At 49.0% G+C, this 22,283-nt stretch carries 20 protein-coding genes; 10 read left to right on the top strand and 10 right to left on the bottom strand.

The window, feature by feature from the left end:
• The first annotated feature begins 154 nt into the window (after positions 1–154).
• The 6 genes from ABY802_RS04955 (at position 155) to ABY802_RS04930 (ending at position 7,157) form a co-directional block, all read left to right on the top strand.
• A complete protein-coding gene (locus tag ABY802_RS04955) occupies positions 155–1,483 on the top strand; it encodes a PqiA/YebS family transporter subunit (protein WP_372625907.1) in 1,329 nt (442 codons plus the stop codon).
• A complete protein-coding gene (gene pqiB / locus ABY802_RS04950; RefSeq protein WP_372625906.1) occupies positions 1,483–3,156 on the top strand; it encodes an intermembrane transport protein PqiB in 1,674 nt (557 codons plus the stop codon). The genes ABY802_RS04955 and pqiB overlap by 1 nt, the downstream gene beginning before the upstream one ends.
• Complete coding sequence (locus ABY802_RS04945) at positions 3,153–3,716, top strand: membrane integrity-associated transporter subunit PqiC (protein ID WP_372625904.1); 564 nt, start codon at positions 3,153–3,155, stop codon at positions 3,714–3,716. The genes pqiB and ABY802_RS04945 overlap by 4 nt, the downstream gene beginning before the upstream one ends.
• Before the next feature lie 253 nt (positions 3,717–3,969).
• The gene (locus ABY802_RS04940) at positions 3,970–4,212 is read left to right on the top strand and encodes an oxaloacetate decarboxylase subunit gamma (RefSeq protein WP_372625903.1); all 243 of its coding nucleotides are present in this window, start codon (positions 3,970–3,972) and stop codon (positions 4,210–4,212) included.
• 12 nt (positions 4,213–4,224) lie between these two features.
• Positions 4,225–6,003: a sodium-extruding oxaloacetate decarboxylase subunit alpha gene (gene oadA, locus ABY802_RS04935; protein WP_372625902.1), complete on the top strand. Its 1,779-nt coding sequence runs from the start codon at positions 4,225–4,227 to the stop codon at positions 6,001–6,003.
• A gap of 23 nt (positions 6,004–6,026) precedes the next feature.
• Positions 6,027–7,157, top strand: a complete 1,131-nt coding sequence (locus tag ABY802_RS04930) for a sodium ion-translocating decarboxylase subunit beta (RefSeq protein ID WP_372625901.1) — start codon at positions 6,027–6,029, stop codon at positions 7,155–7,157.
• A 58-nt stretch (positions 7,158–7,215) separates the two neighbouring features.
• Here the strand turns inward: ABY802_RS04930 and ABY802_RS04925 are convergent, their stop codons facing one another.
• Together ABY802_RS04925 and ABY802_RS04920 are read right to left on the bottom strand one after the other, a co-directional pair.
• Entirely contained in the window at positions 7,216–8,298 is a 1,083-nt protein-coding gene (locus tag ABY802_RS04925) for an anhydro-N-acetylmuramic acid kinase (RefSeq protein ID WP_372625900.1), read from the bottom strand.
• Positions 8,299–8,310: 12 nt separating this feature from the next.
• The gene (locus ABY802_RS04920; protein WP_372625899.1) at positions 8,311–9,651 is read right to left on the bottom strand and encodes a peptidoglycan DD-metalloendopeptidase family protein; all 1,341 of its coding nucleotides are present in this window, start codon (positions 9,649–9,651) and stop codon (positions 8,311–8,313) included.
• Positions 9,652–9,798: 147 nt separating this feature from the next.
• Between ABY802_RS04920 and tyrS the strand changes: the two genes are divergently transcribed.
• On the top strand, positions 9,799–11,001 hold the full coding sequence (gene tyrS, locus ABY802_RS04915; protein WP_372625897.1) for a tyrosine--tRNA ligase: 1,203 nt from the start codon (positions 9,799–9,801) through the stop codon (positions 10,999–11,001).
• Positions 11,002–11,165: 164 nt separating this feature from the next.
• The gene (gene acnA / locus ABY802_RS04910; protein ID WP_372625896.1) at positions 11,166–13,880 is read left to right on the top strand and encodes an aconitate hydratase AcnA; all 2,715 of its coding nucleotides are present in this window, start codon (positions 11,166–11,168) and stop codon (positions 13,878–13,880) included.
• 66 nt (positions 13,881–13,946) lie between these two features.
• On the opposite strand, the gene ABY802_RS04905 is transcribed toward acnA, so the two are convergent.
• The 6 genes from ABY802_RS04905 to ABY802_RS04880 form a co-directional block, all read right to left on the bottom strand.
• Positions 13,947–14,648, bottom strand: a complete 702-nt coding sequence (locus tag ABY802_RS04905) for a hypothetical protein (protein ID WP_372625895.1) — start codon at positions 14,646–14,648, stop codon at positions 13,947–13,949.
• Positions 14,649–14,894: 246 nt separating this feature from the next.
• Positions 14,895–16,238, bottom strand: coding sequence for a DUF4397 domain-containing protein (locus ABY802_RS04900; protein WP_372625893.1), 1,344 nt, complete (start codon positions 16,236–16,238; stop codon positions 14,895–14,897).
• A gap of 119 nt (positions 16,239–16,357) precedes the next feature.
• Positions 16,358–17,176 (bottom strand): NAD-dependent epimerase/dehydratase family protein, encoded by an 819-nt coding sequence (locus ABY802_RS04895; RefSeq protein ID WP_372625892.1) that lies wholly within the window; start codon positions 17,174–17,176, stop codon positions 16,358–16,360.
• The gene (locus tag ABY802_RS04890; RefSeq protein ID WP_372625891.1) at positions 17,177–18,484 is read right to left on the bottom strand and encodes a mechanosensitive ion channel family protein; all 1,308 of its coding nucleotides are present in this window, start codon (positions 18,482–18,484) and stop codon (positions 17,177–17,179) included. It lies immediately after the preceding gene.
• 9 nt (positions 18,485–18,493) lie between these two features.
• Positions 18,494–19,396: an AEC family transporter gene (locus ABY802_RS04885; RefSeq protein WP_372625890.1), complete on the bottom strand. Its 903-nt coding sequence runs from the start codon at positions 19,394–19,396 to the stop codon at positions 18,494–18,496.
• Positions 19,389–19,658 carry a GIY-YIG nuclease family protein gene (locus ABY802_RS04880; RefSeq protein ID WP_372625889.1) on the bottom strand — a complete coding sequence of 90 codons (270 nt, stop codon included), beginning with the start codon at positions 19,656–19,658 and terminating at the stop codon, positions 19,389–19,391. Before ABY802_RS04880 ends, ABY802_RS04885 begins: the two co-directional genes overlap by 8 nt.
• Before the next feature lie 90 nt (positions 19,659–19,748).
• On the opposite strand from ABY802_RS04880, the gene ABY802_RS04875 reads away from it, so the two are divergent.
• Complete coding sequence (locus ABY802_RS04875; protein WP_372625888.1) at positions 19,749–21,020, top strand: DEAD/DEAH box helicase; 1,272 nt, start codon at positions 19,749–19,751, stop codon at positions 21,018–21,020.
• On the opposite strand, the gene ppiC is transcribed toward ABY802_RS04875, so the two are convergent.
• Positions 21,017–21,292: a peptidylprolyl isomerase PpiC gene (ppiC, locus tag ABY802_RS04870; RefSeq protein ID WP_372625887.1), complete on the bottom strand. Its 276-nt coding sequence runs from the start codon at positions 21,290–21,292 to the stop codon at positions 21,017–21,019. The two genes, ABY802_RS04875 and ppiC, sit on opposite strands and share 4 nt — an antisense overlap.
• 118 nt (positions 21,293–21,410) lie before the next feature.
• Between ppiC and ABY802_RS04865 the strand changes: the two genes are divergently transcribed.
• The gene (locus ABY802_RS04865) at positions 21,411–22,043 is read left to right on the top strand and encodes a hypothetical protein (RefSeq protein WP_372625886.1); all 633 of its coding nucleotides are present in this window, start codon (positions 21,411–21,413) and stop codon (positions 22,041–22,043) included.
• 50 nt (positions 22,044–22,093) lie between these two features.
• Here ABY802_RS04865 and ABY802_RS04860 read toward each other — a convergent pair.
• The coding region (locus tag ABY802_RS04860; RefSeq protein ID WP_372625885.1) for an agmatine deiminase family protein at positions 22,094–22,283 on the bottom strand (190 nt) is incomplete at its 5' end.

Genomic DNA, 22,283 nt, shown 5'->3' with positions numbered 1-22,283 from the left:
CGTCCACCATATACGAAGAACCCGCTACGGTTAACGCCTTAGCGGGTTTTTTCTTTTCATTCAGCCTCTGCTTATCTGCAAAGTGTTATATACTGCTGATTATATGAGGTAACTTGGCTACGATTACCTTTAACACTGCAGCTCAGGGTAACCCGTGAATACTACTGCCACTTTATCAGCATGTCAGACTCAGGAGCCGGATCAGATAGCGGCTTCGCGGCCAGACGAACTGGTATTGTGTCCTCATTGTGATTTACTACAATATTTGCCCGCATTGGCACCGGGTGAACAAGCCCATTGTCTGCGCTGCGAGCATCAGCTGGACGCCCGCCAACCTAACCCGATTATGCGCCCGGCTTTGTACGCGGCATCAGCCTTGTTAATGTTATTGCTGGCTAATCTGTTTCCCTTTGTCAGCATGGCGCTGGCCGGTAACCGCAGTGAAATTCATTTTTTTGATACTTCGGCCGTGCTGTTTACCGAGTATCAACAAGTATTATCTATACTGGTCTGGCTATTTATCCAGGCGGTTCCGGCGTTCTGTATGCTGGCAATTATCTATCTTAAACTGGGTATGCGTTATCAGCTGCCAGCCCGTATCTGGGTAGCCAGGGTACTTTTTATGCTTAAACCCTGGAGTATGGTCGATATTTTCCTGATGGGTTTGTTAATCAGCTTCGTCAAGCTGGTGGCTACTGCAGAAATTTCGCTGGGGATGAGCTTCTGGGCTTTCTGCCTGTTCTGCTTATTGCACTTACGAACGTTTCAGGTACTGGACCGCCATGCGTTGTGGGCTAGTATCGCACCCAGTCCGCAACCGGATGCGGCAGTAAAAGCTGGTAGTACGGGTTTGGACCAACAGTTAAAATTATGTCATTGTTGTACAGCCGTAGTGCCGCTTACCCAACGTCATTGCAGCCGCTGTCATACTGAGGTAACCGTGCGCATGCCGGGCAGTTTACAGAAAACGCTGGCCTTACTTATTACGGCCTGCGTGCTGTATATACCGGCTAATATGTTACCGATTATGCGCACTGTGTCATTTGGCGATGTTACCGACTCCACCATAATTAGTGGTTTTATTATGATGTGGCAGGATGGCGAATATCCGGTTGCCATTATTATTTTTCTGGCCAGCGTGGTTATTCCGATTATTAAAATTGTGCTGATGTTTTGGCTGTGTTATCTGGCTGCTAAGTCAAAACAAACAACAGCAAAATACAGTGGTAACGTCTATCGGTTAGTTGACTGGGTTGGCCGTTGGTCCATGGTAGATGTGTTGGTGGTTGCTTTTATGGCGGCATTAGTGCGCTTCGGATTACTGGCCAGTGTTTATCCGGGCATCGGCGCTCTGGTATTTGCAGCTGTGGTTATTACCACAATGCTGGCGGCAGTGAGTTTTGACCCCCGCCTGCTCTGGGACAATCAGCAAACAGAGGTGGATAAACCGATGCAATACAGACAAGCAGAAGGAAAGGTATAGTGACTGAGTCGGCACAGGTAAAGGCTAACGTCAGGGTGATTAAACAGTGGTCTCCTATCTGGGTAGTACCGATAGCAGCAGTGCTCATTGGCCTGTGGATGTTGTTCAGCCATTTTCAGCATCAGGGTGTCATGTTATTACTGGTCGCTGAAGATGCCGAAGGGATCGTGGCGGGTAAAACTCAGATTAAAAATCGAAGTGTTGATGTCGGTCAGGTTGTGTCGGTTGAACTTAGTGACGACTTGACTGAGGTATTAATTCAGGCCCGGATGAAACCAAATATGACGCCGCTGCTCAATGCCGGTTCGCAATTCTGGGTAGTAAAGCCACAGGTAGGACGCGGTGGTGTCACCGGGCTGAACACCCTGTTATCCGGGGTTTATATTGAACTGCAGCCTGGTGACGCTGGTGACACCCAGCTTAGTCATCCGTTACTAAATTCACCGCCAGTTGCGCCGGCTGATGCGCCTGGTGTGCGGGTTAATTTAAATTCTGCCGACACCACTGGCCTGGCGGTCGGTGACCCTGTGTTATACCGGGGTTATGAGGTTGGAACGGTAGAATTAAGTGATTTTAATGTATCAGAGCGCCGTACTCAGTTTCAGCTATTTATTCGTGAGCCCTATGATCAACTGGTCACTGCCAATATCCGCTTTTGGTTAAGCAGTGGTCTGGCTTTTGATCTATCCGCTGAAGGCTTAAGCGTTGATATCGGCTCGGCGACTACCCTGTTGACCGGTGGTGTGAGTTTTGACTTAATGGATGGCTGGCCTGCAGGCGAGCCGGTAGCAGATGGGGCCGAATTTCAACTATTTCCCGATAAACAAAGCATTCAGGAGGGGATGTATAGCCAATATATTGAATACCTTGTGTTCTTCGATGAATCCGTCCGAGGCCTCAAAGCCGGGGCGCCAGTGGAATATCGTGGCGTCAGAGTAGGCACCGTAGCGACAGTACCGTTTTTCTTTGCGATTGATAAACCGTTTGAGGTCTCACTGCAGCAGGGCGTGCCGGTGCTTATTCGGATCGAATCAGCACGATTGTATGAGAAGTTAAATTTATCACAGCTTGATACCGAGTTGCGTCGGGCGATTGAAGATGGCTTACATGCCGTACTGAAAACCGGGAACTTAATTACCGGTGCCCTTTATATCGATCTGGATATGAACGGCAGCTGGCGCGAGGACAAAGCGCGTCAGCAGTTATTTAGCGAGCAGCAACAACTAAGCACGTCAGCGGGGTATCCGGCGCTGCCTTCGGCCCGCAGTGGTTTTAGTAATATGGAACAAAAACTGCTGATGGCACTGGATAAAATTAATAATTTGCCGGTTGAATCGATGCTGGCGCAGGGCGAGCAAACCCTCGCTGCAACCAATGATGTTATGGAAAATGCCCGGCAACTGATGGTCAGCATGCAAGCGCTGGTCGATCAGCCGCAGCTGCAACAGTTGCCAGCAGATATCCAGTTAAGTTTACAGCAGTTACGTGATACTTTGCAGGGTTTTAGCCCAGAAGGGGCGGCATATGGCAGTGTGAACGCCAATTTGCAGGCCCTTGAACAGGTTTTGCGGGAATTGCAACCGGTGATTAAAACCTTGAATCAACAAAGTAACTCATTAATATTCAATGCCAGTGATCAGCCCGAACCTGAACCAAGGAAAGCCAGACAATGAAATTAGTATTGACGATGTTGCTGGTGGGCGGTTTAGTTGCCTGTAGCAGTCCGCCACCAGTGAGCTATTATCAGCTTAGCGCGCCGCCGCCGGTGCTCAACCCTGACCAACGGCAGATGCCTCAGTACAGCTTGCACTTGCAGCCAGTTATGGTCGCAAATTATTTGAATGGCGCGGGCCTGGTGATGCAGCGCTCTGAGGTAGAGCTGGTAATCGCCAGTCGCCATTTATGGGCCGATGCGCTGGATCAGCAAATGTACCGGTTACTGGCGGAGCAATTACAGGCAAGAATGCCGGCGTTGCAGCTAAGCCCGGTTAGTATCGCCGCCGATATACGCCTGCAGCTAACCGTCGATCGGTTTCATGCGCAGGATGATGGTATGGCGGTAATTACGGGTTTTTACACTCTGATTTCAGGCGACAAACGTGCGAGTCACAGCTTTAGTTATCGGCAACCACTAACAGCGGACGGTTATCCTGCTATGGTGAGTGCGCTAAGTAAAGGGTGGCAGCAGTTAGTCGATGACCTGATTGCCCAGCTCAGCCAGCAGCACTTGTAATCCGAATTGCTTCAGGTTATCTTTCTAGACGGCTAGACTTCGAAAGGTCTGTGATGATTCGCAGCCGAAATGGCTGGCATCACGCAGTTCTATTATTCAGCCCGCTTGCTTGGCTCCATAATGCGGGTACTAAACACGGCAGTCAGGCAACGGCCAGACTATGCTGTTTGCATTGGTTTTACAGGCATGAAACACTTAGTAGCTGAAAACACGGGTCGGCTGAAAACACACTCTGGAAAAGGAGAGCAAGCAGATGGTAACTGATTTACTACTAGAGTCAGCCACGCTGATGGTCATTGGCATGGTAAGTGTGTTTACTTTTTTACTGCTGCTGGTGTTGCTGATGACCGCGATGAGCCGCTTACTGCGCCGGTTTTCGCCTGCCAAGGTTGCGAGCCCGGCTGGCAAAACCGAGTCGGCAACGTCTGGTGTATCACCTGCAGTCGTTGCGGCTATCAGTGCTGCAGTTCACCAATATCGCCAACAACATAAATAAGAGGAAGCTGGCATGTCGAAGCCTTTATTATTAACTGAGTTAGTGTTGCGCGATGCGCACCAATCATTACTGGCTACCCGCCTGCGGCTGGAAGATATGCTACCCATTGCCGGGAAACTTGATCAGGTGGGATATTGGTCAATGGAATCCTGGGGGGGCGCAACCTTCGACTCCTGTATTCGTTATCTGGGTGAAGATCCGTGGCATCGGATCCGTGAGCTGAAAAAAGCCATGCCTAATACAAAGCAACAAATGTTGTTACGCGGCCAGAATTTACTGGGTTATCGTCATTATGCCGATGATGTCGTTAAGGCATTTGTTGAGCGGGCCCATGCTAATGGCGTTGATGTGTTCCGTATTTTCGATGCAATGAACGATATCCGCAATCTGCAAACGGCGGTACAGGCAGCAATCAGTGTGGGTGCACATGCCCAGGGTACCATTTCTTATACGGTTAGCCCGGTACATACCATCGATATGTGGGTTGATATGGCCCGTCAGTTAGAAGATATGGGTTGTGATTCTATCTTTATAAAAGATATGGCCGGCTTGCTTAAGCCCTATGTGGCTGAGGAGTTAGTGACCCGGATTAAAGAAGCAACTAACATTCCGTTGGCAATGCAATGCCATGCGACAACCGGGCTTAGCACCGCAACGTACCAAAAGTCGATAGATGCCGGTATTGATATGCTCGATACCGCTATTTCATCAATGAGTATGACCTATGGCCATAGTGCTACCGAAACCATGGTGGCAATAACCGAAGGCACTGAACGTGATACCGGTCTTAACATGGAGCTGTTGGCTGAAATTGCGGCGTATTTCAGAGACGTTCGTAAAAAATATGCCCGTTTTGAAGGTTCACTGAAAGGTGTTGACGCCCGGATCTTACTGGCGCAGGTACCAGGCGGCATGTTGACCAATATGGAAAGCCAGTTAAAAGAGCAGGGCGCGCTGGATAAACTTGATGATGTGCTAAAAGAAATCCCCAGAGTTCGGGAAGATTTAGGTTTTTTACCACTGGTAACCCCCACCTCACAAATTGTTGGCACTCAGGCAGTACTGAATATATTAACCGGTGAGCGTTATAAAAGTATCACCAAAGAGACCGCGGGTGTGCTTAAGGGCGAATACGGTGCGACTCCGGCACCGGTCAATCAGGAATTGCAGCAAAAAGTGCTTAATGGTGCCGAGCCAATTACCTGTCGGCCTGCCGACTTACTCGAGCCCGAGTTAGATAAACTGAACAGTGAGTTGTTGGATATTGCTAAAGCTGAGTCGATTGACTTAGCCAACGACACCATCGACGATGTGCTGACCTATGCGTTATTCCCACAAGTTGGCCTGAAATTTTTGAAAAACCGCAACAATCCGGCTGCCTTTGAACCGGCTCCTGAAGAGGAAGAGGAAGCTACAGGTAAAGCGCCCAGCAAGCCTAAGGCAACGTCAGGTCCGGCTGCTTACAGTGTCAGGGTAGACGGTAAGGCATACGAAGTTGAAGTGGCACCCAGTGGTGAGCTAAACAGCATTAAGCCGGTGGTTTCAGAAAATATTCCTGGCAGTGCTTCGGTGACTGGCGGTGCTACGTTAAATGCGCCACTTGCCGGCAATATCTGGAAAATTACCACTAAAGTTGGCGCCACGGTTAAGCGGGGCGATGTGGTGATCATTATGGAAGCGATGAAAATGGAAACTGAAGTGCGGGCGGTTGCCGATGGTACCATCGCCAGTATCCATATCGCGGCGGGTGATTCAGTCAGTACGGGCGACGTGCTGATTAGTTATGAGTAGTTCTACCGGCTTAAGGAATTTACATGGACGCGCTTAACACCCTGATTGCCTCAACCGGCATCGTGCATTTTACAGTTGGCCAGGTGGTGATGATGCTGGTCGGCTTTTTGCTTCTGTATCTTGCCATCGCCCGCGGTTTCGAACCCTTGTTGCTATTGCCAATTGGCTTTGGTGCTATTCTAACGAATATTCCACTGGCAGGAATGGGTGAGCCGGGCGGCTTACTGTATATGATCTATGAAGTTGGCATTGGTACCGGCATCTTCCCGTTGCTCATTTTTATGGGCGTTGGCGCGATGACCGATTTCAGTGCGCTAATTGCCAATCCGCGAATGCTGTTTTTAGGCGCTGCTGCCCAGTTTGGGATTTTTGCCACCCTGTTTGGTGCCATAGCGCTCAATTGGGTACCGGGCTTGAGTTTTACCTTAAAAGAAGCGTCAGCCATTGCGATAATTGGCGGTGCTGACGGTCCGACCGCGATTTTTCTGGCATCGAAGCTGGCGCCTGATTTGCTTGGCGCTATTGCGGTAGCCGCATATTCTTATATGGCATTGGTACCCATTATTCAGCCGCCCATTATGAAAGCCCTGACCAGTAAAGCAGAGCGGGAAATTCAGATGACCCAACTGCGTTCGGTGGGTAAGCGGGAAAAAATTATCTTTCCATTGATGCTGGTGCTGCTGACCATTTTGTTATTACCTACCGCTGCGCCGTTAATTGGTATGTTCTGTTTAGGCAATCTGATGCGCGAAGCCGGGGTGGTCGAGCGTTTAAGTAAAACCGCTCAAAACGAGTTAATTAATATTGTTACCATTTTCCTGGGGCTGGCAGTGGGTTCACGACTGAGTGCCGATAAGTTTCTGACCACTCAAACCCTGGGTATACTGGTGCTGGGCGCAATAGCCTTTGCTATTGGCACGGCAACGGGTGTGTTAATGGCTAAGTTGATGGCCAAGCTATCTAAACAGCCGATTAACCCATTAATCGGTGCGGCCGGGGTATCTGCAGTGCCGATGGCGGCGCGAGTCGTCAATAAAGTGGGCTTGCAGGCGAACCCCCATAATTTCCTGTTAATGCATGCCATGGGGCCTAATGTGGCTGGGGTTATTGGCTCTGCGGTCGCCGCCGGTATATTACTGGCGTTAGTGGGCTAGCAACCAGGTTAGCGAGTTAAAGGAGGATAACGGTACTGCAGGTCGTTGCTGTTTTACCTTAGGGTAAAAACGCAACGCCCAGCACACAGGCTTTACTGGCACCGGTAACCTCAGGCAGGTTACCGGGTACCTTATGCTGATAAGCCCAGGCCAGCCAGGCAAACGCCAATGCCTCTACCCAGTTTGGATCAACACCTAAGGTACTGGTGCTGCTTAGTGTGCAATTCGGTAGTAGTAAGGCTAAATCAGCCATCAATACCCGGTTATGAACCCCGCCACCACACACAAAGACTTGCTGCGGCTGCTGATATTGTAAAGCGTCACGGATGCTTTGTGCCGTTAAACGACACAATGTCCGCTGCACATCGGCTGGGTTAAAGCGTTCTGGTTGAAACTGTTGCAACCAGGCCAGATTAAAATATTCGCGGCCAGTACTTTTCGGCGCGGGTCTGGCAAAGTAGGGATCGGCCAGCATCGCAAGTAGCAATTGAGGGAGCAACTGTCCTTCGTTGCCAAATTCACCGTTGTTATCATAAGGCTTATTGCGGCAGCGCATTACCCAGTTATCCAGCAAGGCATTACCCGGGCCGGTATCGAAACCGGTTACCGCGTTATCAGGGGACAACAGGCTGACATTGGCTATGCCGCCAATATTGACAATAGCTCTTTGTTGTTCCTTATCTTGAAAAACCGCACGATGAAAAGCCGGTACCAGAGGTGCACCCTGGCCACCATAGGCAATATCCTTACGGCGAAAATCAGCAATAACCGGAATGTTACATAGCATTGCCAGCTTATGCATATCACCAATCTGATAACTGAATGGAAACGGCGCATCGGGCCGGTGCCTGATAGTCTGGCCGTGGCAGCCAATAGCAGCAATGGCGCTGGCGGCAATACCGGCTTGTGCCAGCAGCGCTGTTACGCTACTGGCATAGCAGTGAGCCAGTTGCTGCTCGGCAAGGCCAAGCAGTTCAATTTCATTGTCACCAGGTTGGCAGAGCTGCTGAAGTTGTAGTTTAAGTTCGGAAGGAAACGGATAAAGCAGGCTGCTTACTAAGCGGGGCTGCGGGTTGAAGCTGACAAGTACCAGATCGATGCCATCAAGACTGGTACCTGACATCATGCCAATGTAATACATCAGATTGCTGCCTTATGGCGCTATCTTTGCTAATAACACCCGTTCTTTCGTTTGCAGTTCGGCTAGCACAGGGGTCGCGTTGGCAATAAATACATCGCGTTCTTCACCTTGTAACGGTGTAGCCTGTGGTAATTTTACTGTTCTTGGGTTGCGGTGCACCCCGTTTAATAAAAACTCATAGTGCAGATGAGCGCCGGTTACCCGACCGGTAGCACCCAACCGGCCAATGGTCTCACCCTGTTTTACTCTTTCGCCGACCTTAACATTGCGTCGGGACAAGTGCAGGTATTTCGTCACAATGTTGTTGGCGTGTTTAATAAACACATAGTTGCCATTTAAGTTGTTATAACCAGAATGGGTTACTTTGCCATCGCCTGCGGCCATGATAGGCGTACCAACCGGTGCAACATAGTCTACGCCATTATGGGCCCGCACTTTGCCAAGTACCGGGTGCAAACGACGCGGATTAAAGTTTGAGCTAACATATTGAAAGCTTACGGGGGCACGCAGGAACGCCTGACGCATGCTGGCACCATCGGGTTTGTAATAATTGCCGTCGGTGTGCCGTACTGCCTGGATCACCTGGCCCTGATTTTGAAATTGGGCAGCAATAATAGTGCCGTAACCCACGAAATCACCGTCAACATAATTGGTTTGATACAACACGCTAAAGCTGTCGCCGGCCCGCAAATCCAGGCCAAAATCGATATCCCAGCCAAAAATTCCGGCCAAATTCATGATTTGTGCTTCCGATAACCCGGCTTCGATGCCGGCACTCCAGAAGCTGGATTTAATTTCTGCACTGGCAAACTGTTGGCGGTGTTCAACGGTTTTCTCCAGCTCTTGCGCGATAAACTGGCCCTCTGGATCACGGCTAATCCGTAACGTTTTCAGTTTATTAATGGCATAACGCAACTCGGTCAGCTCACCCTGCTCATTTAAACCAAACTCAAGGGTTTCCCCGGGGAAGAGTCTGGTAAGAGTCTTGGTAGTATCACCCAGTGCCAGAATGGCCAGCATGGTTTGCTGACTGACATTGGCTTTTTTGAATAAATTTGACAGCACATCGCCGCGCTGAACCTGCAGGCTGGACCACTGCAAATTATCTTCTGCAGCCAGCTCATCAAAGAGGTCAGGCTCGAGGGTGTCACTGGTATCAGTTTCGTCTACTGATTGTTGCGTCTGAGGTATCGCTAAACTGTAACGTTTGCCAATTTCCAGCGAGTTACTGTGCGTGCTTTTTGACGCAGCCGCCTGCTCGGACGGCAGTAACAAAATAATGGCTAAACATACCGACACGGCGAGAATTAACGCCCGGTGTTGAGAAGGAATTTTTGCTACCAGTTGCCGCATAAGCCCCGTCATCTGTTGGAAACGCACAAAAACCGAGCATAAACGTTTTTTTTCGAAGATACCAGAGTTTTGTGCGTTTCCCCTGGCTGGAACATGCTATAGAATGGCGGTTGTTTAGACAAAATAGCACTAAGTCAGGAGTTTAAAATGGCCGATTGGGAACAGGCGTTAGCTGAATTAAAACGCGGCTGCGAGGAAATCTTGCTGGAAGAAGAGCTTATTGCCAAGTTAAAAACAGGCAAGCCACTAAAAGTAAAGGCTGGCTTTGATCCTACCGCGCCTGATTTGCATTTAGGCCATACCGTGCTTATTAATAAATTACGGACTTTCCAGCAACTCGGCCATGAGGTGATTTTTCTTATCGGTGACTTTACTGGCATGATTGGTGATCCCAGTGGTAAAAACGCTACCCGTAAACCGCTAAGTAGGGAAGACGTGCTGGCCAATGCTGAAACCTATAAAGAACAGGTATTTAAAATTCTTGATCCGGCAAAAACCCGGGTAGCGTTTAATTCACAGTGGATGGGAGAGCTGGGCGCTGCAGGCATGATTAAACTGGCAGCGCGACAGACCGTTGCCCGGATGCTGGAGCGGGACGATTTTAAAAAGCGTTTCGCTAATAATCAATCTATAGCCATCCATGAGTTCTTATATCCGTTAGTGCAGGGATGGGACTCGGTTGCGTTAGAAGCAGACATTGAAATGGGCGGTACCGACCAGCGTTTTAATTTGCTGATGGGGCGTGAGTTGCAAAAAGACGAGGGCCAGCGACCGCAGACGGTGATGATGGTGCCGTTACTCGAAGGGTTAGACGGCGTACAGAAAATGTCTAAGTCGTTAGGCAACTATGTAGGTATTACCGATACGCCGACAGAGATGTTTGGCAAAATCATGTCAATTTCAGACGAGCTGATGTGGCGCTATTACGACTTACTGAGCTTCCGGCCATTATCAGAAATAGTCGAGTTAAAGCAGCAAATGGCACAAGGTGTTAACCCACGTGACATCAAAATCAGCTTGGCAAAAGAAATTATTGCCAGGTTTCATGATGAGGCTGCAGCAGAAGCCGCTCATCAGGATTTTACACAGCGTTTTAGCAAGAATGCCTTGCCGGATGATATTCCACTGCTTACCGTCAGCGCTGAAGGCGACAGCATGCCCATCGCTAACCTGCTAAAAGAAGCTGGGTTAGTCGCAAGCACCTCAGAAGCGCTGCGGATGATTAAGCAAGGCGCAGTGAAACTGAACGGCGACACCAGAATAGACGATACCCGGCTTGAGGTAACAAAAGGCAGCACCGCCATTTATCAGGTAGGAAAACGAAAGTTTGCTAAAGTTACCCTGAGTTGATGTCGTTTTAGCACAACAGTGTTAAGTCGCTTGTCAGCAGGCCGCCATCAGGCGGCCTTTTTATTGGCTGTTGCCGGCGAAATTTACTAACGTGTTGCCTTGCTTTTTCGCATCTGCGCCCCGATGCACTACACTTAGACAAGACGCAATAACCGAGGAATGTTATGAGCCAGAGTAATCCCTACGCCGACGTACTGAAAGTTGCAGAGCAGGAGTATCAGATTTTCAGCCTAACCAAAGCTGCTACCCTTCATGGCACGGTTGACCGCTTGCCTTTTTGCCTAAAAGTGCTGCTGGAGAACCTGCTACGTAATACCGATGCGGATACCGTAACCGAGCAAGATATTCAGGCGCTGGTCGATTGGCAGAAACACGGCCATGCAGATCGGGAGATTGCTTTTCGCCCAGCCAGAGTATTGATGCAGGATTTTACCGGGGTGCCGGCGGTTGTTGATTTGGCAGCGATGCGGGCGGCCGTGGCAGAGCTCGGTGAAGATCCAAAGAAAATTAATCCGTTATCGCCGGTGGATTTGGTCATTGATCATTCTGTGATGGTGGATCATTTCGCTACTGAAGACGCATTTAAACAAAATGTGGCGATTGAGATGGAGCGTAATTTTGAGCGGTATACCTTTTTACGCTGGGGTCAGCAAGCCTTTGCTAATTTTAAAGTCGTGCCGCCGGGCACCGGTATTTGCCATCAGGTAAACCTGGAGTACCTCGGCCAAAGTGTCTGGGCGAAAGATACTGAGCAAGGCACCCAAGCGTATCCGGATACCCTGGTCGGTACCGATTCGCACACCACCATGATTAACGCCCTGGGGGTATTAGGCTGGGGTGTTGGTGGTATCGAAGCAGAAGCGGCGATGCTGGGCCAGCCGGTATCGATGCTTATTCCTGAAGTGGTCGGATTAGAATTCACCGGTAAGCTCGCTGCCGGCATTACCGCAACGGACTTAGTATTAACTGTTACCGAGTTGCTGCGCAAACACGGCGTTGTTGGTAAATTTGTCGAGTTTTTTGGTGATGGCCTGGATCACCTGAGCCTGGCCGACCGGGCAACCATCGCCAATATGGCACCAGAATACGGCGCGACCTGCGGCTTTTTTCCGGTTGATCAGATAACTCTCGATTATATGGCATTAACCGGTCGTGACGACAAGGTCATCGCCAGGGTAAAAGCGTACTGTCAGGCACAGGGCCTGTGGCGTAAGCCGGGTCACAAGGCAACTTATACTGATGTGCTTCACCTTGATTTAAGTAAAGTAGTGCCGTCGCTGGCAGGTCCGAAACGGCCACAGGACAAGGTTAGTTTACCGGCCCTGAAACAACATTGTGATGATGTGCTGGCCTTACAGTTGAAATCGGCTGAAGAGCGCAAAGCTGCCATGGATGATGAAGGTGGCGCGCAGCCGCAACCTGCGGATGATGGGCATTTTGAGCTTGATGGCCAGAAAATTAAACTTGATCATCATGCGGTGGTTATTGCGGCCATTACCTCGTGTACCAACACCTCTAACCCCAGTGTGCTTATGGCCGCGGGCTTGCTGGCAAAAAATGCACTTAAAAAAGGCTTAAACCGCAAACCCTGGGTGAAAAGCTCATTGGCCCCTGGGTCAAAGGTGGTGACGCGCTATCTTGAAAAAGCGGGTCTGATGACGTCACTGGAGCAACTGGGTTTTAATCTGGTGGGGTATGGCTGCACAACCTGCATTGGTAATTCCGGGCCGCTGGCCAAAGAACTGGAACAGGCAATAACTGACAATAACCTCAATGTGTCAGCAGTATTGTCTGGTAACCGTAATTTCGAAGGCCGGATCCATCCGTTTATTCAATCTAACTGGTTAGCCTCACCGCCGCTGGTAGTGGCGTTTGCGCTGGCAGGTACAGTCAATATTGATCTTAGCGAAGAGCCTATCGGCAATGATCAAGATGGCAAACCGGTTTATCTAAAAGATATCTGGCCGACCAATCAAGAAATTGCCGATGAAGTGGCCAAAGTGCAAAGCAGTATGTTTAAAAGCGAATATGCCGACGTATTCAGTGGTGATGATACCTGGCAAGCAATTGAAGTACCCAAAGATAAAACCTATACCTGGCCGGAATCAAGTTATATTCGCCAACCCAGCTTTTTTCAGGGCATGGGCCGCGAGCCAGAACCGATAAAAGATATCAGTGATGCACGGGTACTGGCATTGCTGGGTGATTCGGTAACAACCGATCATATCTCGCCGGCTGGCAGCATTAAAGAAAGTAGTCCGGCCGGGCGTTATCTGAAAGAGCTTGGGATCAGTAAAGCTGACTTTAATTCTTACGGCTCACGGCGCGGTAACCACGAAGTAATGGTACGGGGTACGTTTGCCAATGTCAGAATTCGCAATGAAATGGTACCTGGCACCGAAGGTGGGGTAACGCTGCATCAGCCATCGGCGGAGCAAATGGATATCTATGATGCAGCAGAGCGTTATCGGCAGCAGAAAACACCCTTGGTGGTCGTTGCAGGCAAAGAATACGGCACCGGCTCGTCCCGGGACTGGGCAGCGAAGGGTACGTTGCTGCTGGGGGTTCGTGCAGTGCTGGCAGAATCTTATGAGCGGATCCACCGGTCAAATCTGATCGGGATGGGGGTATTGCCGTTACAGTTTCTGGCCGGAGTTGATCGCAAGCATTTGCAACTGACCGGTGCGGAAACCTTTAGTATTAGTGGTCTGAATACTTTAAAGCCAAAACAAAAGGTTGCGGTGCTAATTACTTATCCGGATGGCGACCAGCAGAAAATTGATATGTTGTGTCGGATTGATACCGGTAACGAGTTAGCGTACTACCAGCATGGTGGTATTTTACATTATGTATTACGTCGGATGATTGGCACAGCCTAGGTATGGTGCTACTGGCGTTTGTTACAACGCTTGGTAAAAAGCTGACGTAATGTCAGCTTTTTTGTGTTATGGCTTAGCGTTTATCACAAACTGACGGCACTCAATAACCGCTGTATTGAAGCGCTGCAGGTTGGCATTGGCAAATTCAGGCGACAGATAAAAACCCGCATCCCGGGTGTAGTAGTTGTAAAGTTGCAAATTATGTTCTGTTGCATCAGCCTGCATTGCAGACTGTAACTGCTCTGCCAGAGGTTGCGGTACAGCCAGCAACTCTACCCGGTCCATTTTCAATAAAGGCAACAACTGCTGATAGTCATAAACCTGATGAATATGCTGATACTGATTACTTTGCATAAAGTGTAACTGGGGCGAGCCGCGTTTTACGCCAATGCTCCGGTTTTTAGCCTGACCCTGCTGCAACTCCTCTGCTGTCACCACCCCGCTTTTAAACACAAAGTAGTCATCATCTTTGGTCAGCCAAATACTTGCTTGCAGGAAGCTGTCTCGCTCGGCAGAAAAGCCCATCGGATAAATCAGATCCAGTTCATTTTCGCGGGTAAGTTTAAGCAGGCGATCGGTTGGTAAACTTTGCCATTCAATATCCACGTTGAGCGCTGATTCAAGGCAGTTGATAATTTCAGCATGGCCATATGCTGCTTCTGGCTCGATATTACCTTTAGTGACAGCGATACCCGGGAAAGATTGGACAACACCACCCCGTAGCAGCGGTTGCGGTTTAGCCCAAAGTAAGGAGGGGAGTGTCAGCATACCAAGCAGCGAAACAATGGCTATAGCTTGTCTGATTCTGTGTCGGCTCAGTATGGCAGATTTAAATGCTGCTGATATTTGTGTCGCTGATTTAGCTATTGGCATAAATACTTAACAACCCTAAAAAGGCCTGGCCCTGATCTCGTGTCAGCTTGATAAACGCTTAAGTATTTACTAAAAACTGAAGTTTGTCAGCTTAATAGTAACAACGCCGCGAAGAAATTCGTGGCGTTGCTGGTTATCGTTTTAAAAAGTAAGGTTTAATTTATAGCCTGATGGCGCTGCATCGTCTTGCTCGGCGCTGAGCAAATAGCGTTTGCCAGGCTGCAACATCATACTGTCCGTTTTGTCCAGCAGGGTGGTACTGCCATTTTCAGCAACATGGACCAGAGCGATAGCGTAATAGTCTTTTGGTAAATTAAGACTTTGTTGTTTTTTAAATTCCAGGTTTTTAATATGGTGTCTGGCGGTAGCGATCGTTTCATCGTCACGAATGAAATAAAATTGCAGCCGGTTAAAATCAGCAACCAGGTTACTGACAATAACATCGTTGGCTTGAATTTGGGGTTTTTCACTCTCTTTAACTGCCAGTGCTTCGAGCCGCTCATTTTCGTTCTGATATAACAGCACCAACTGACTTTCGCCAGCCATTGCACTGAGCAAGGCACTATTGAGGAGTAGCTGGCCTGCAGTGTCATGTACCGACAGGCTGTAATCCCCTTTTTGCAATGTACTGTAACTGCTGAGACTTCCCGCAGCAAAGCTGGCTACCGTAATGTTATCTAATGCTACATTCACTGGCTGTGACAAGCTATTGTATAAGCGGAATTGGGCCTGCGCATCTTGGTGAGTATGGCGGGCGACACTACTGGAATTTAAAATCACGTCGACAGCAAGTTGGTTGGCTATCGGGCCAAACTGATCACGGATAACCAGTACATAAGTACTTTCATAAGCAAAATCGAGATTTTTGGCAACGAACAGTGGCTGAGCAGCACCGGGCGCTGCCAGATACAGATTATATTTGCCGGTAGCCTTTCGACGGGCGTCAGTACTCAGTTCGTTTAGTGTTAAGTTTTCAAGTAAATCCGCGTCAGCAAAGGTGTCTGTTGCCGCACTCAGATAAACATCCAGCGCGGGCTGGCTTACGGCTAAATTAGCAAGATACATATCGAATTCGTCGTCCAGCGCTTTTTCACGAGCAAAGCTCAGGCTCAGGAAATCATATTGATCCGTGCTATTGGTCAGGATCAGTAACTGCTTCTGATCTTTGCTCAGGTTTAATTCCGCAGAAAGCAGCGGGCTGCTGACTGTCGCTTCCTTAATATCCAGTGTATAGCTGGCACTGTCTACGGTAATGATGTTTGTGGCATCGGCGAAACGGGCGCTGCCTATGGTGCTATCGTTTAGTAAAAAGGTAGGTGCGGCGCTGGTGTGAGCACCGTTATAAAACTGAACATAACTTTTGCTTGGTTCCGGTTGATCATCGCTGCTGCCGCATGCGCTTAGGGCAAGCACCGCGCCAAGCAGCAGGGTTTTGCTAAATGTTGCGGTTAATAACAAGGGTAGAGTGGAAAAGTTTGTTTTCATATCAGGTTCCATGCTGGTGAGTTAAACCGGCACAGCCTAAGGAATAATAGACGGTATAGCTACGCTGTTTTACCAATACAAACAGTTGGTTACGCTTAATTACAGTTCGCAGCAACCCCTTACAACAACGCCAGATAGCCTGCTTGATAATCGGGGTAATGCCAGTCAAAACCCGTTTGTTGCAGACGGTTAGCGCTAACCCTTTTACTACCGTTATTGCGCTGTTCTACTGAGACAGGGATGATTTGCAGTTGCTGCTGTAAAAAATCAATGACCTCCGTGTAGGGAGCCGGCTGCAAGTCAGTGAGATTATAAGCATCAGCGACTCTAACCCCCTGCAGGCGCTGCTGAACCAGGTATACAATAGCTCTGGCACAGTCTGACACTTCTATCCGGTTGGTGTAGACCGGTTTATTTTCAATAAAATGGATGGCCTTTTTAGCGATTGTAATCATCATGGTACGGCCCGGGCCATATATACCAGCGGGGCGAAGTATGGTGCAAGCAACACCGCTGTTAAACCAGAAATCCTCTGCTGCCACCAGTATTTTTGCCGTTTGAGAGCTAGGTTGACGCGGGCTCTCTTCGGTCACCCATTCGCCATTTTGCTGGCCATATACACCGGTAGAGCTAACGACCCAGACATGCGGCGGATTAGCATGTTGCGCTAACCACTGCAGTGCTCGCTCGCCTATTGTCAGGTAAGCCTGACGATAGGCACTTTCGTTGCGCTCATCGGGCGCAACACATAATATGACGTCGGTAAAGGTGCCCGTTATATCTGGCCAGGGCAGTGTGGCATCGTGCTGCACAAGTCTGATACCTTGTGGGCATTGGCTATTGCGCCGCATGGCGCACACTGCATTTCCGGCATGCAAGGCACCTATGGCGATTCTGCTACCTAAATCGCCCAGGCCAACTACTAAAATATCTGCCATTTACTCTTCTTTCGCTGTGATTGGAGGGGCAGGAGGCCAGCCCGATTTAATATGTAAGTCACGCTGCGGATACGGAATAGTGATCTTGTTTGCTTTAAAAGCGCGCCAGATTGCCAGATTAATATCTGAGCGGATTTCACCGGTGCCTTTTTCCATATCGGCAATCCATACCCGAAGTTGCAGCTCAATGCCGCTATCGGCAAACTCCATCAGCCGCACAGTCGGTGGCGGCTCTGTCAGAATGCGTGGCGATACCTTGGCGCAGTCTAACATCAGGGCTAATGCCTGCTCCGGATCATCGTCATAACTAATTTGTACTTTGATAATGAGTCGGACATTGGTATCGGCGTAGCTCCAGTTGATCACTTCAGAAGTGATCAAATTTTCATTTGGAATTAGGGTATCAACGCCCTCACGATTGCGCACTACGACATAGCGGGCATTGAGTTGCTCTACCCAGCCAAACTTATCCCCTACGGTAATAATGTCACCGGGTTTAATAGAGCGGTCAAATACCAGAATAAAGCCACTAATGAAATTGGAAGCGATACGCTGTAAACCAAAGCCAAGGCCGACACCCAAGGCACCACCAAACACCGCCAGTGAGCTCAGATTAATACCGACAGCATTCAGGGCGACCAGAAACGCAATGGTGATCAATAAAAATTTACTGAATTTGGCAAAGCCGACCTGCATGCTCGGGCTAATGTGGGCTGAGCGTTGCACCCGTCGACTGATAAATTCAGCCAGCCAGATTGCCAGGGTAAAGGCCAGCGCAATCATTAATATCAGTTTTAGCACTGCCAGTACGGAGATGCGGGTTTCGCCAACGGTCATGGCCAGACTTTCCAGCACCGCCAGTATTCCGGGCAACCAGCCTGCCAGATGCAGTAATACGCCAAACCAGATAATACCGGCCAGGGCGTTTTCTGAGGACTTTAGTAACGGACTGACATTGAACGCCTTACGCAGGATATACACAACCAAGCGGATAACAGCCAGGGCTACTAACACCGGGACGGCAACTTCAAGGATTTGCACCGGCAAAGTGTTCATTTCAAAAACAATTTTGGCAGGTATTAATACCGCCAGCGCGGTTAACGGCCATAGTAAGCGTTGAATGCTGCGCACCGCCAGATGGCGCAAGCCGGTGTCCAGAACATGTTGTTTTTCTAATAAAGCTTGTAAACGCTGATTAGCCAGTGAGGCCAGCAACAACGCGGTAGCTAGTGCCAGCAGCTGCCACCAGAAATCAAATTGTTGCACGCTGGTCAGTACTGACCTGCCGATTTCGTTCAACTTTTCCATAATGTTCCTTTAACGCAGTAACCAATAAACCACGGGTAAACTGACTAACCCGATTAAAATACCAAAACCAATAATGCCACTGACTAAACGTGGTGCCAGGCCCGCCATAATGGCAATGGCACCGGCCGAGATCATCGGTGGCATTGCTGCCTGAAAAATACTGATATCCACCGCCAGTCCACTCTGGCCAAGGCTGCGCCAGATTGCCCATGCCAGCACAGGCATCATTAACAACTTAATGGTCAATGCTGATATTAGTGGCGATATTTCGCTTTTGCTAAAACGAAAGCTTAGCTGAAAACCGACTGCTATCATTACCACAGGTACCAAGGTCGCCGCCAGATTGTTAATCAGGGCGTCAGCCAGAGGGGGGACAGTCGCATTTTTTAGTAGTAGTCCCGCAACCAGCGCAATAAAAGATGGAAAAGAGATAATTTTTATCACAATGCTTTTGGCGGTTGGTTTGCTAACCTGCGGGCTGTAAATAGCGGCGACGATGGTGACGTAAGTGGCAAGGGCAATAAAAGAACCAACCTGATCATACACCACAGCATAAGGCATCGCTTCACTGCCAAACAGTGCCTGGGTCATCGGGAAGCCTAAAAACGAGGTGTTACCGAGCGGCAATACGATTAACAGGGCCCCGGTAACTTCGCGGGTCCAGTTAAATACTTTACTGATTAACAGCACTGCCGCAACCACGGCTAATAGCAGCAGCCAGGGAGTGAGTGCCGGGATCAGCAGTTCAGTGGAGAACTGTAACAGTGGTACGTTTTTCAGAATAAGGGCCGGCAGGGCAACATATAACACATAGATATTGAGAACAATGCCGCTATTTTCCGGCATGGCCGGCAACCGTCGTAAGCCAAAGCCAATAACCAGATACGCCAGTACCAGGTAAAAATTATCCATCACGTGGCTCGCTTATCCGCTGCTCTTTTGCAGCTTTTGAAAGTTGTTTTAACTGATACTCAGCTTTACTGGCCTCGGCCCGGTTAGTCATAATTTGCTGGTAAACCAGCTGCAGTGGGCCTTTACCACGTAGCGCTTTTGCACCGCCTTTCAGCTCGCCATTGTGTTGGCGTAACCGGCGCTGCGGATCGGTGCTGATGCCAGTATAAAGCTGGCCGCCCGCAGTGCGGATCATATATAAAAACCAGGGTGCTGCTGTCATGCTGCTGAATATCTTGTTATTGGCGCATCTGTTATAATCACGCTTTAATTAGCCTTAGCCATTCTGGCTTAGGCGCAGTCAGGATAACCAATGTCGTTTCAATCTTTAGGGCTGGCAGAGCCTATCTTACGGGTATTAACCGAGCAGGGCTATACTGAAGCCACACCGGTACAGCAACGCAGTATTCCGCTTATTCGCTCCGGTAAAGATGTGTTAGCCGGTGCTCAGACGGGTACCGGTAAAACTGCAGCCTTTACTTTACCACTGCTGCAGCACTTGCTCAATGCACCTAAAGTGTTAACTGCTGGCCAGGTAAGGGTTCTAGTACTAACACCTACCCGAGAGCTGGCGCAGCAAGTGCATGATAGCGTGTTGACTTATAGCCGGTATGTGCAGTGTCGCAGTGCTGTGTTCTACGGCGGCGTGTCTATAAGGCCACAGTATGATGAGGCAGAGCAGGGGCTGGATATTCTGGTGGCGACTCCCGGACGCTTAATAGACCATTTACACCAACAAACCATTGATTTAAGCCAACTGGAAGTATTGGTGCTGGATGAAGCTGACCGCATGCTGGACATGGGGTTTGTGGTGGATATTAAGCGTATTATGGCGAAATTGCCGCCGAAAAGACAAACGCTGTTATTTTCTGCTACCTATTCTAACGATATTAAAAAGCTGGCAGACGAGCTGTTAGATAACCCGCTACTGGTGGAAGTGGCGGCGGCCAATGCAACGGCTGACAGAGTTACCCAACAGGTCTACTTGGTAGATAAGCATCGAAAACGCGAAATGCTGTCGCATTTAATTGGTGCTCGAAACTGGCCGCAGGTACTGGTGTTTGTCCGAACCAAGCATGGTGCTGATCGTCTAGCCAAACAATTGCAAAAAGACGGTTTAAAAACAGCTGCTATTCATGGCGATAAAAGCCAGGGCGCCCGTACCAAGGCATTAGCCGATTTTAAAGCGGGTTTGGTCAGGGTGTTAGTGGCAACCGATATTGCCGCCCGTGGCCTGGATATTACCGAACTCCCCTATGTGGTGAACTACGACTTACCGCAAATTGCTGAAGACTATGTGCATCGCATTGGCCGTACCGGCCGTGCCGGCATGAGCGGCATAGCAGTAACCCTGGTAACGCCGGAAGATGTAGGCGCATTGCAGGATATTGAGAAACTGACGCAACAGGTGTTATCAACGCAAGTTATACCTGGCTACGAACACGATCCAAGTTACCAGGCACCGAATGAAGCCATTGCCCGCACGCCAGGTCAGCGGCCTGGGCGCAACGACGGTGCAGCCAAACGCCAGGCTCAGGGTAAGTTAAAAGCAAAACTCAGAGCCAAAGCACTCGGCAAGGCTTAACTACGATACAGGGTTTTAATCAGGTGAAAACCGAATTGGGTTTTCACTGGGCCGTGCACTTCAAGAATTGCCAGCTTAAATACTACATCGTCAAAGGCCTTCACCATCTGGCCTTTGCGAAACTCACCTAAATCACCGCCTTTCTTGCCTGACGGACACAGGGAATGCTGCTTTGCCAGTTTGCCGAAATCGGCGCCTTTGGCCAATTGCTGCTTTAGCTTTTCAGCTTGCTCACGGGTGTTTACCAGAATATGTAAGGCACAGGCTTTCATCAATAATCACTTTGATTAAATTTCAACTGTATGATTATAGTCATTAAACTGTTGTTATATAAACTTTATAGTCTGATTTTAAAATAAAAAAAGGAGTATGTGTTACTGGCCGTAATATATGACATATTGTTTTACAATTTGTAAGCAGATTGAAATTTCAGGCCTGCTATACTCTTTGCAAACAGACCTGAAGAGAAATGGATTTATGAAAAACATTGTATCAACACTATTATTGGCTGGTGGACTAATTGCCGGTGGCAGTAGTTTTGTTAGCGCAGAAGAAAATACGCCGCAGCGAGAGGAAGTGCGCATGCGGTCTATGCTGTATGCAGCCGACTACCAAAGTATGTTGGCACTGGTGCAAAAGAAACAATTTGCCGAAGCTTTCCCTGAAATTTTACGCTATGCCCGCTATGGTGATAAATATGCGCAGTATCTTGCTGGCTTGTTAATGGTCTCAGGAGAGGATGTGCCGGTTAATGTTGAAGAAGGTTTGGTTTGGATGCGTTTATCGCTCGAGCAAGATACGACTGACTGGAAGCGCCGGTATGCAGAGTTAACGGCGAACCTGACTCAGGAGCAACTCGATTCTCTGAATCCGTTATATGAAGAGTTCAAGAAAAAATACGGTGCAGAAAATCAATTTATGCGCTGTGGTTTTGAGCGTTTAAGAGGGTCGAATATGCGTCAGCACGCTTGCCGTAAAAACTTGTTAATGAACGAGTATTATATGGTTGTTGAATATAAATAGCTTAATTATGCCGTTTTAAAAAAGGGAGCTGCAAGCTCCCTTTTGTGTTGTTAAACTGGTTGCTGCTGGGTAATACAGTGGATATTGCCACCACCCAGTAAAATTTCCCGGCCAGGTACTTTCACAACCTGATGGTCCGGGTATAGCTGTTGCAATATCCTAGCGGCCACGTCGTCGTTCGGGTCATCGAAGGTGGGCATAATTAAGCCACCATTACACAAATAAAAATTGATGTAAGAG

This window comes from Arsukibacterium sp. (assembly GCF_041616895.1).
In the GTDB taxonomy this organism is placed as follows: domain Bacteria; phylum Pseudomonadota; class Gammaproteobacteria; order Enterobacterales; family Alteromonadaceae; genus Alishewanella.
Note: the sequence above shows the minus strand (reverse complement) of the source record. Positions and strands in the feature narration are given on the sequence as shown.

Excerpts from the sequence above, each read along its gene's own strand:
- oadA (WP_372625902.1), top strand. The coding sequence starts at position 4,225 with ATGTCGAAGCCTTTATTATTAACTGAGTTAGTGTTGCGCGATGCGCAC.
- ABY802_RS04940 (WP_372625903.1), top strand. The coding sequence starts at position 3,970 with ATGGTAACTGATTTACTACTAGAGTCAGCCACGCTGATGGTCATTGGC.
- ABY802_RS04880 (WP_372625889.1), bottom strand. The coding sequence starts at position 19,658 with ATGACAGCAGCACCCTGGTTTTTATATATGATCCGCACTGCGGGCGGC.
- ABY802_RS04890 (WP_372625891.1), bottom strand. The coding sequence starts at position 18,484 with ATGGAAAAGTTGAACGAAATCGGCAGGTCAGTACTGACCAGCGTGCAA.
- ppiC (WP_372625887.1), bottom strand. The coding sequence starts at position 21,292 with ATGAAAGCCTGTGCCTTACATATTCTGGTAAACACCCGTGAGCAAGCT.
- ABY802_RS04945 (WP_372625904.1), top strand. The coding sequence starts at position 3,153 with ATGAAATTAGTATTGACGATGTTGCTGGTGGGCGGTTTAGTTGCCTGT.
- ABY802_RS04925 (WP_372625900.1), bottom strand. The coding sequence starts at position 8,298 with ATGTATTACATTGGCATGATGTCAGGTACCAGTCTTGATGGCATCGAT.
- ABY802_RS04895 (WP_372625892.1), bottom strand. The coding sequence starts at position 17,176 with ATGGCAGATATTTTAGTAGTTGGCCTGGGCGATTTAGGTAGCAGAATC.
- ABY802_RS04920 (WP_372625899.1), bottom strand. The coding sequence starts at position 9,651 with ATGCGGCAACTGGTAGCAAAAATTCCTTCTCAACACCGGGCGTTAATT.
- ABY802_RS04885 (WP_372625890.1), bottom strand. The coding sequence starts at position 19,396 with ATGGATAATTTTTACCTGGTACTGGCGTATCTGGTTATTGGCTTTGGC.
- ABY802_RS04900 (WP_372625893.1), bottom strand. The coding sequence starts at position 16,238 with ATGAAAACAAACTTTTCCACTCTACCCTTGTTATTAACCGCAACATTT.
- tyrS (WP_372625897.1), top strand. The coding sequence starts at position 9,799 with ATGGCCGATTGGGAACAGGCGTTAGCTGAATTAAAACGCGGCTGCGAG.
- ABY802_RS04905 (WP_372625895.1), bottom strand. The coding sequence starts at position 14,648 with ATGCTGACACTCCCCTCCTTACTTTGGGCTAAACCGCAACCGCTGCTA.
- ABY802_RS04865 (WP_372625886.1), top strand. The coding sequence starts at position 21,411 with ATGACATATTGTTTTACAATTTGTAAGCAGATTGAAATTTCAGGCCTG.
- acnA (WP_372625896.1), top strand. The coding sequence starts at position 11,166 with ATGAGCCAGAGTAATCCCTACGCCGACGTACTGAAAGTTGCAGAGCAG.
- ABY802_RS04875 (WP_372625888.1), top strand. The coding sequence starts at position 19,749 with ATGTCGTTTCAATCTTTAGGGCTGGCAGAGCCTATCTTACGGGTATTA.
- ABY802_RS04930 (WP_372625901.1), top strand. The coding sequence starts at position 6,027 with ATGGACGCGCTTAACACCCTGATTGCCTCAACCGGCATCGTGCATTTT.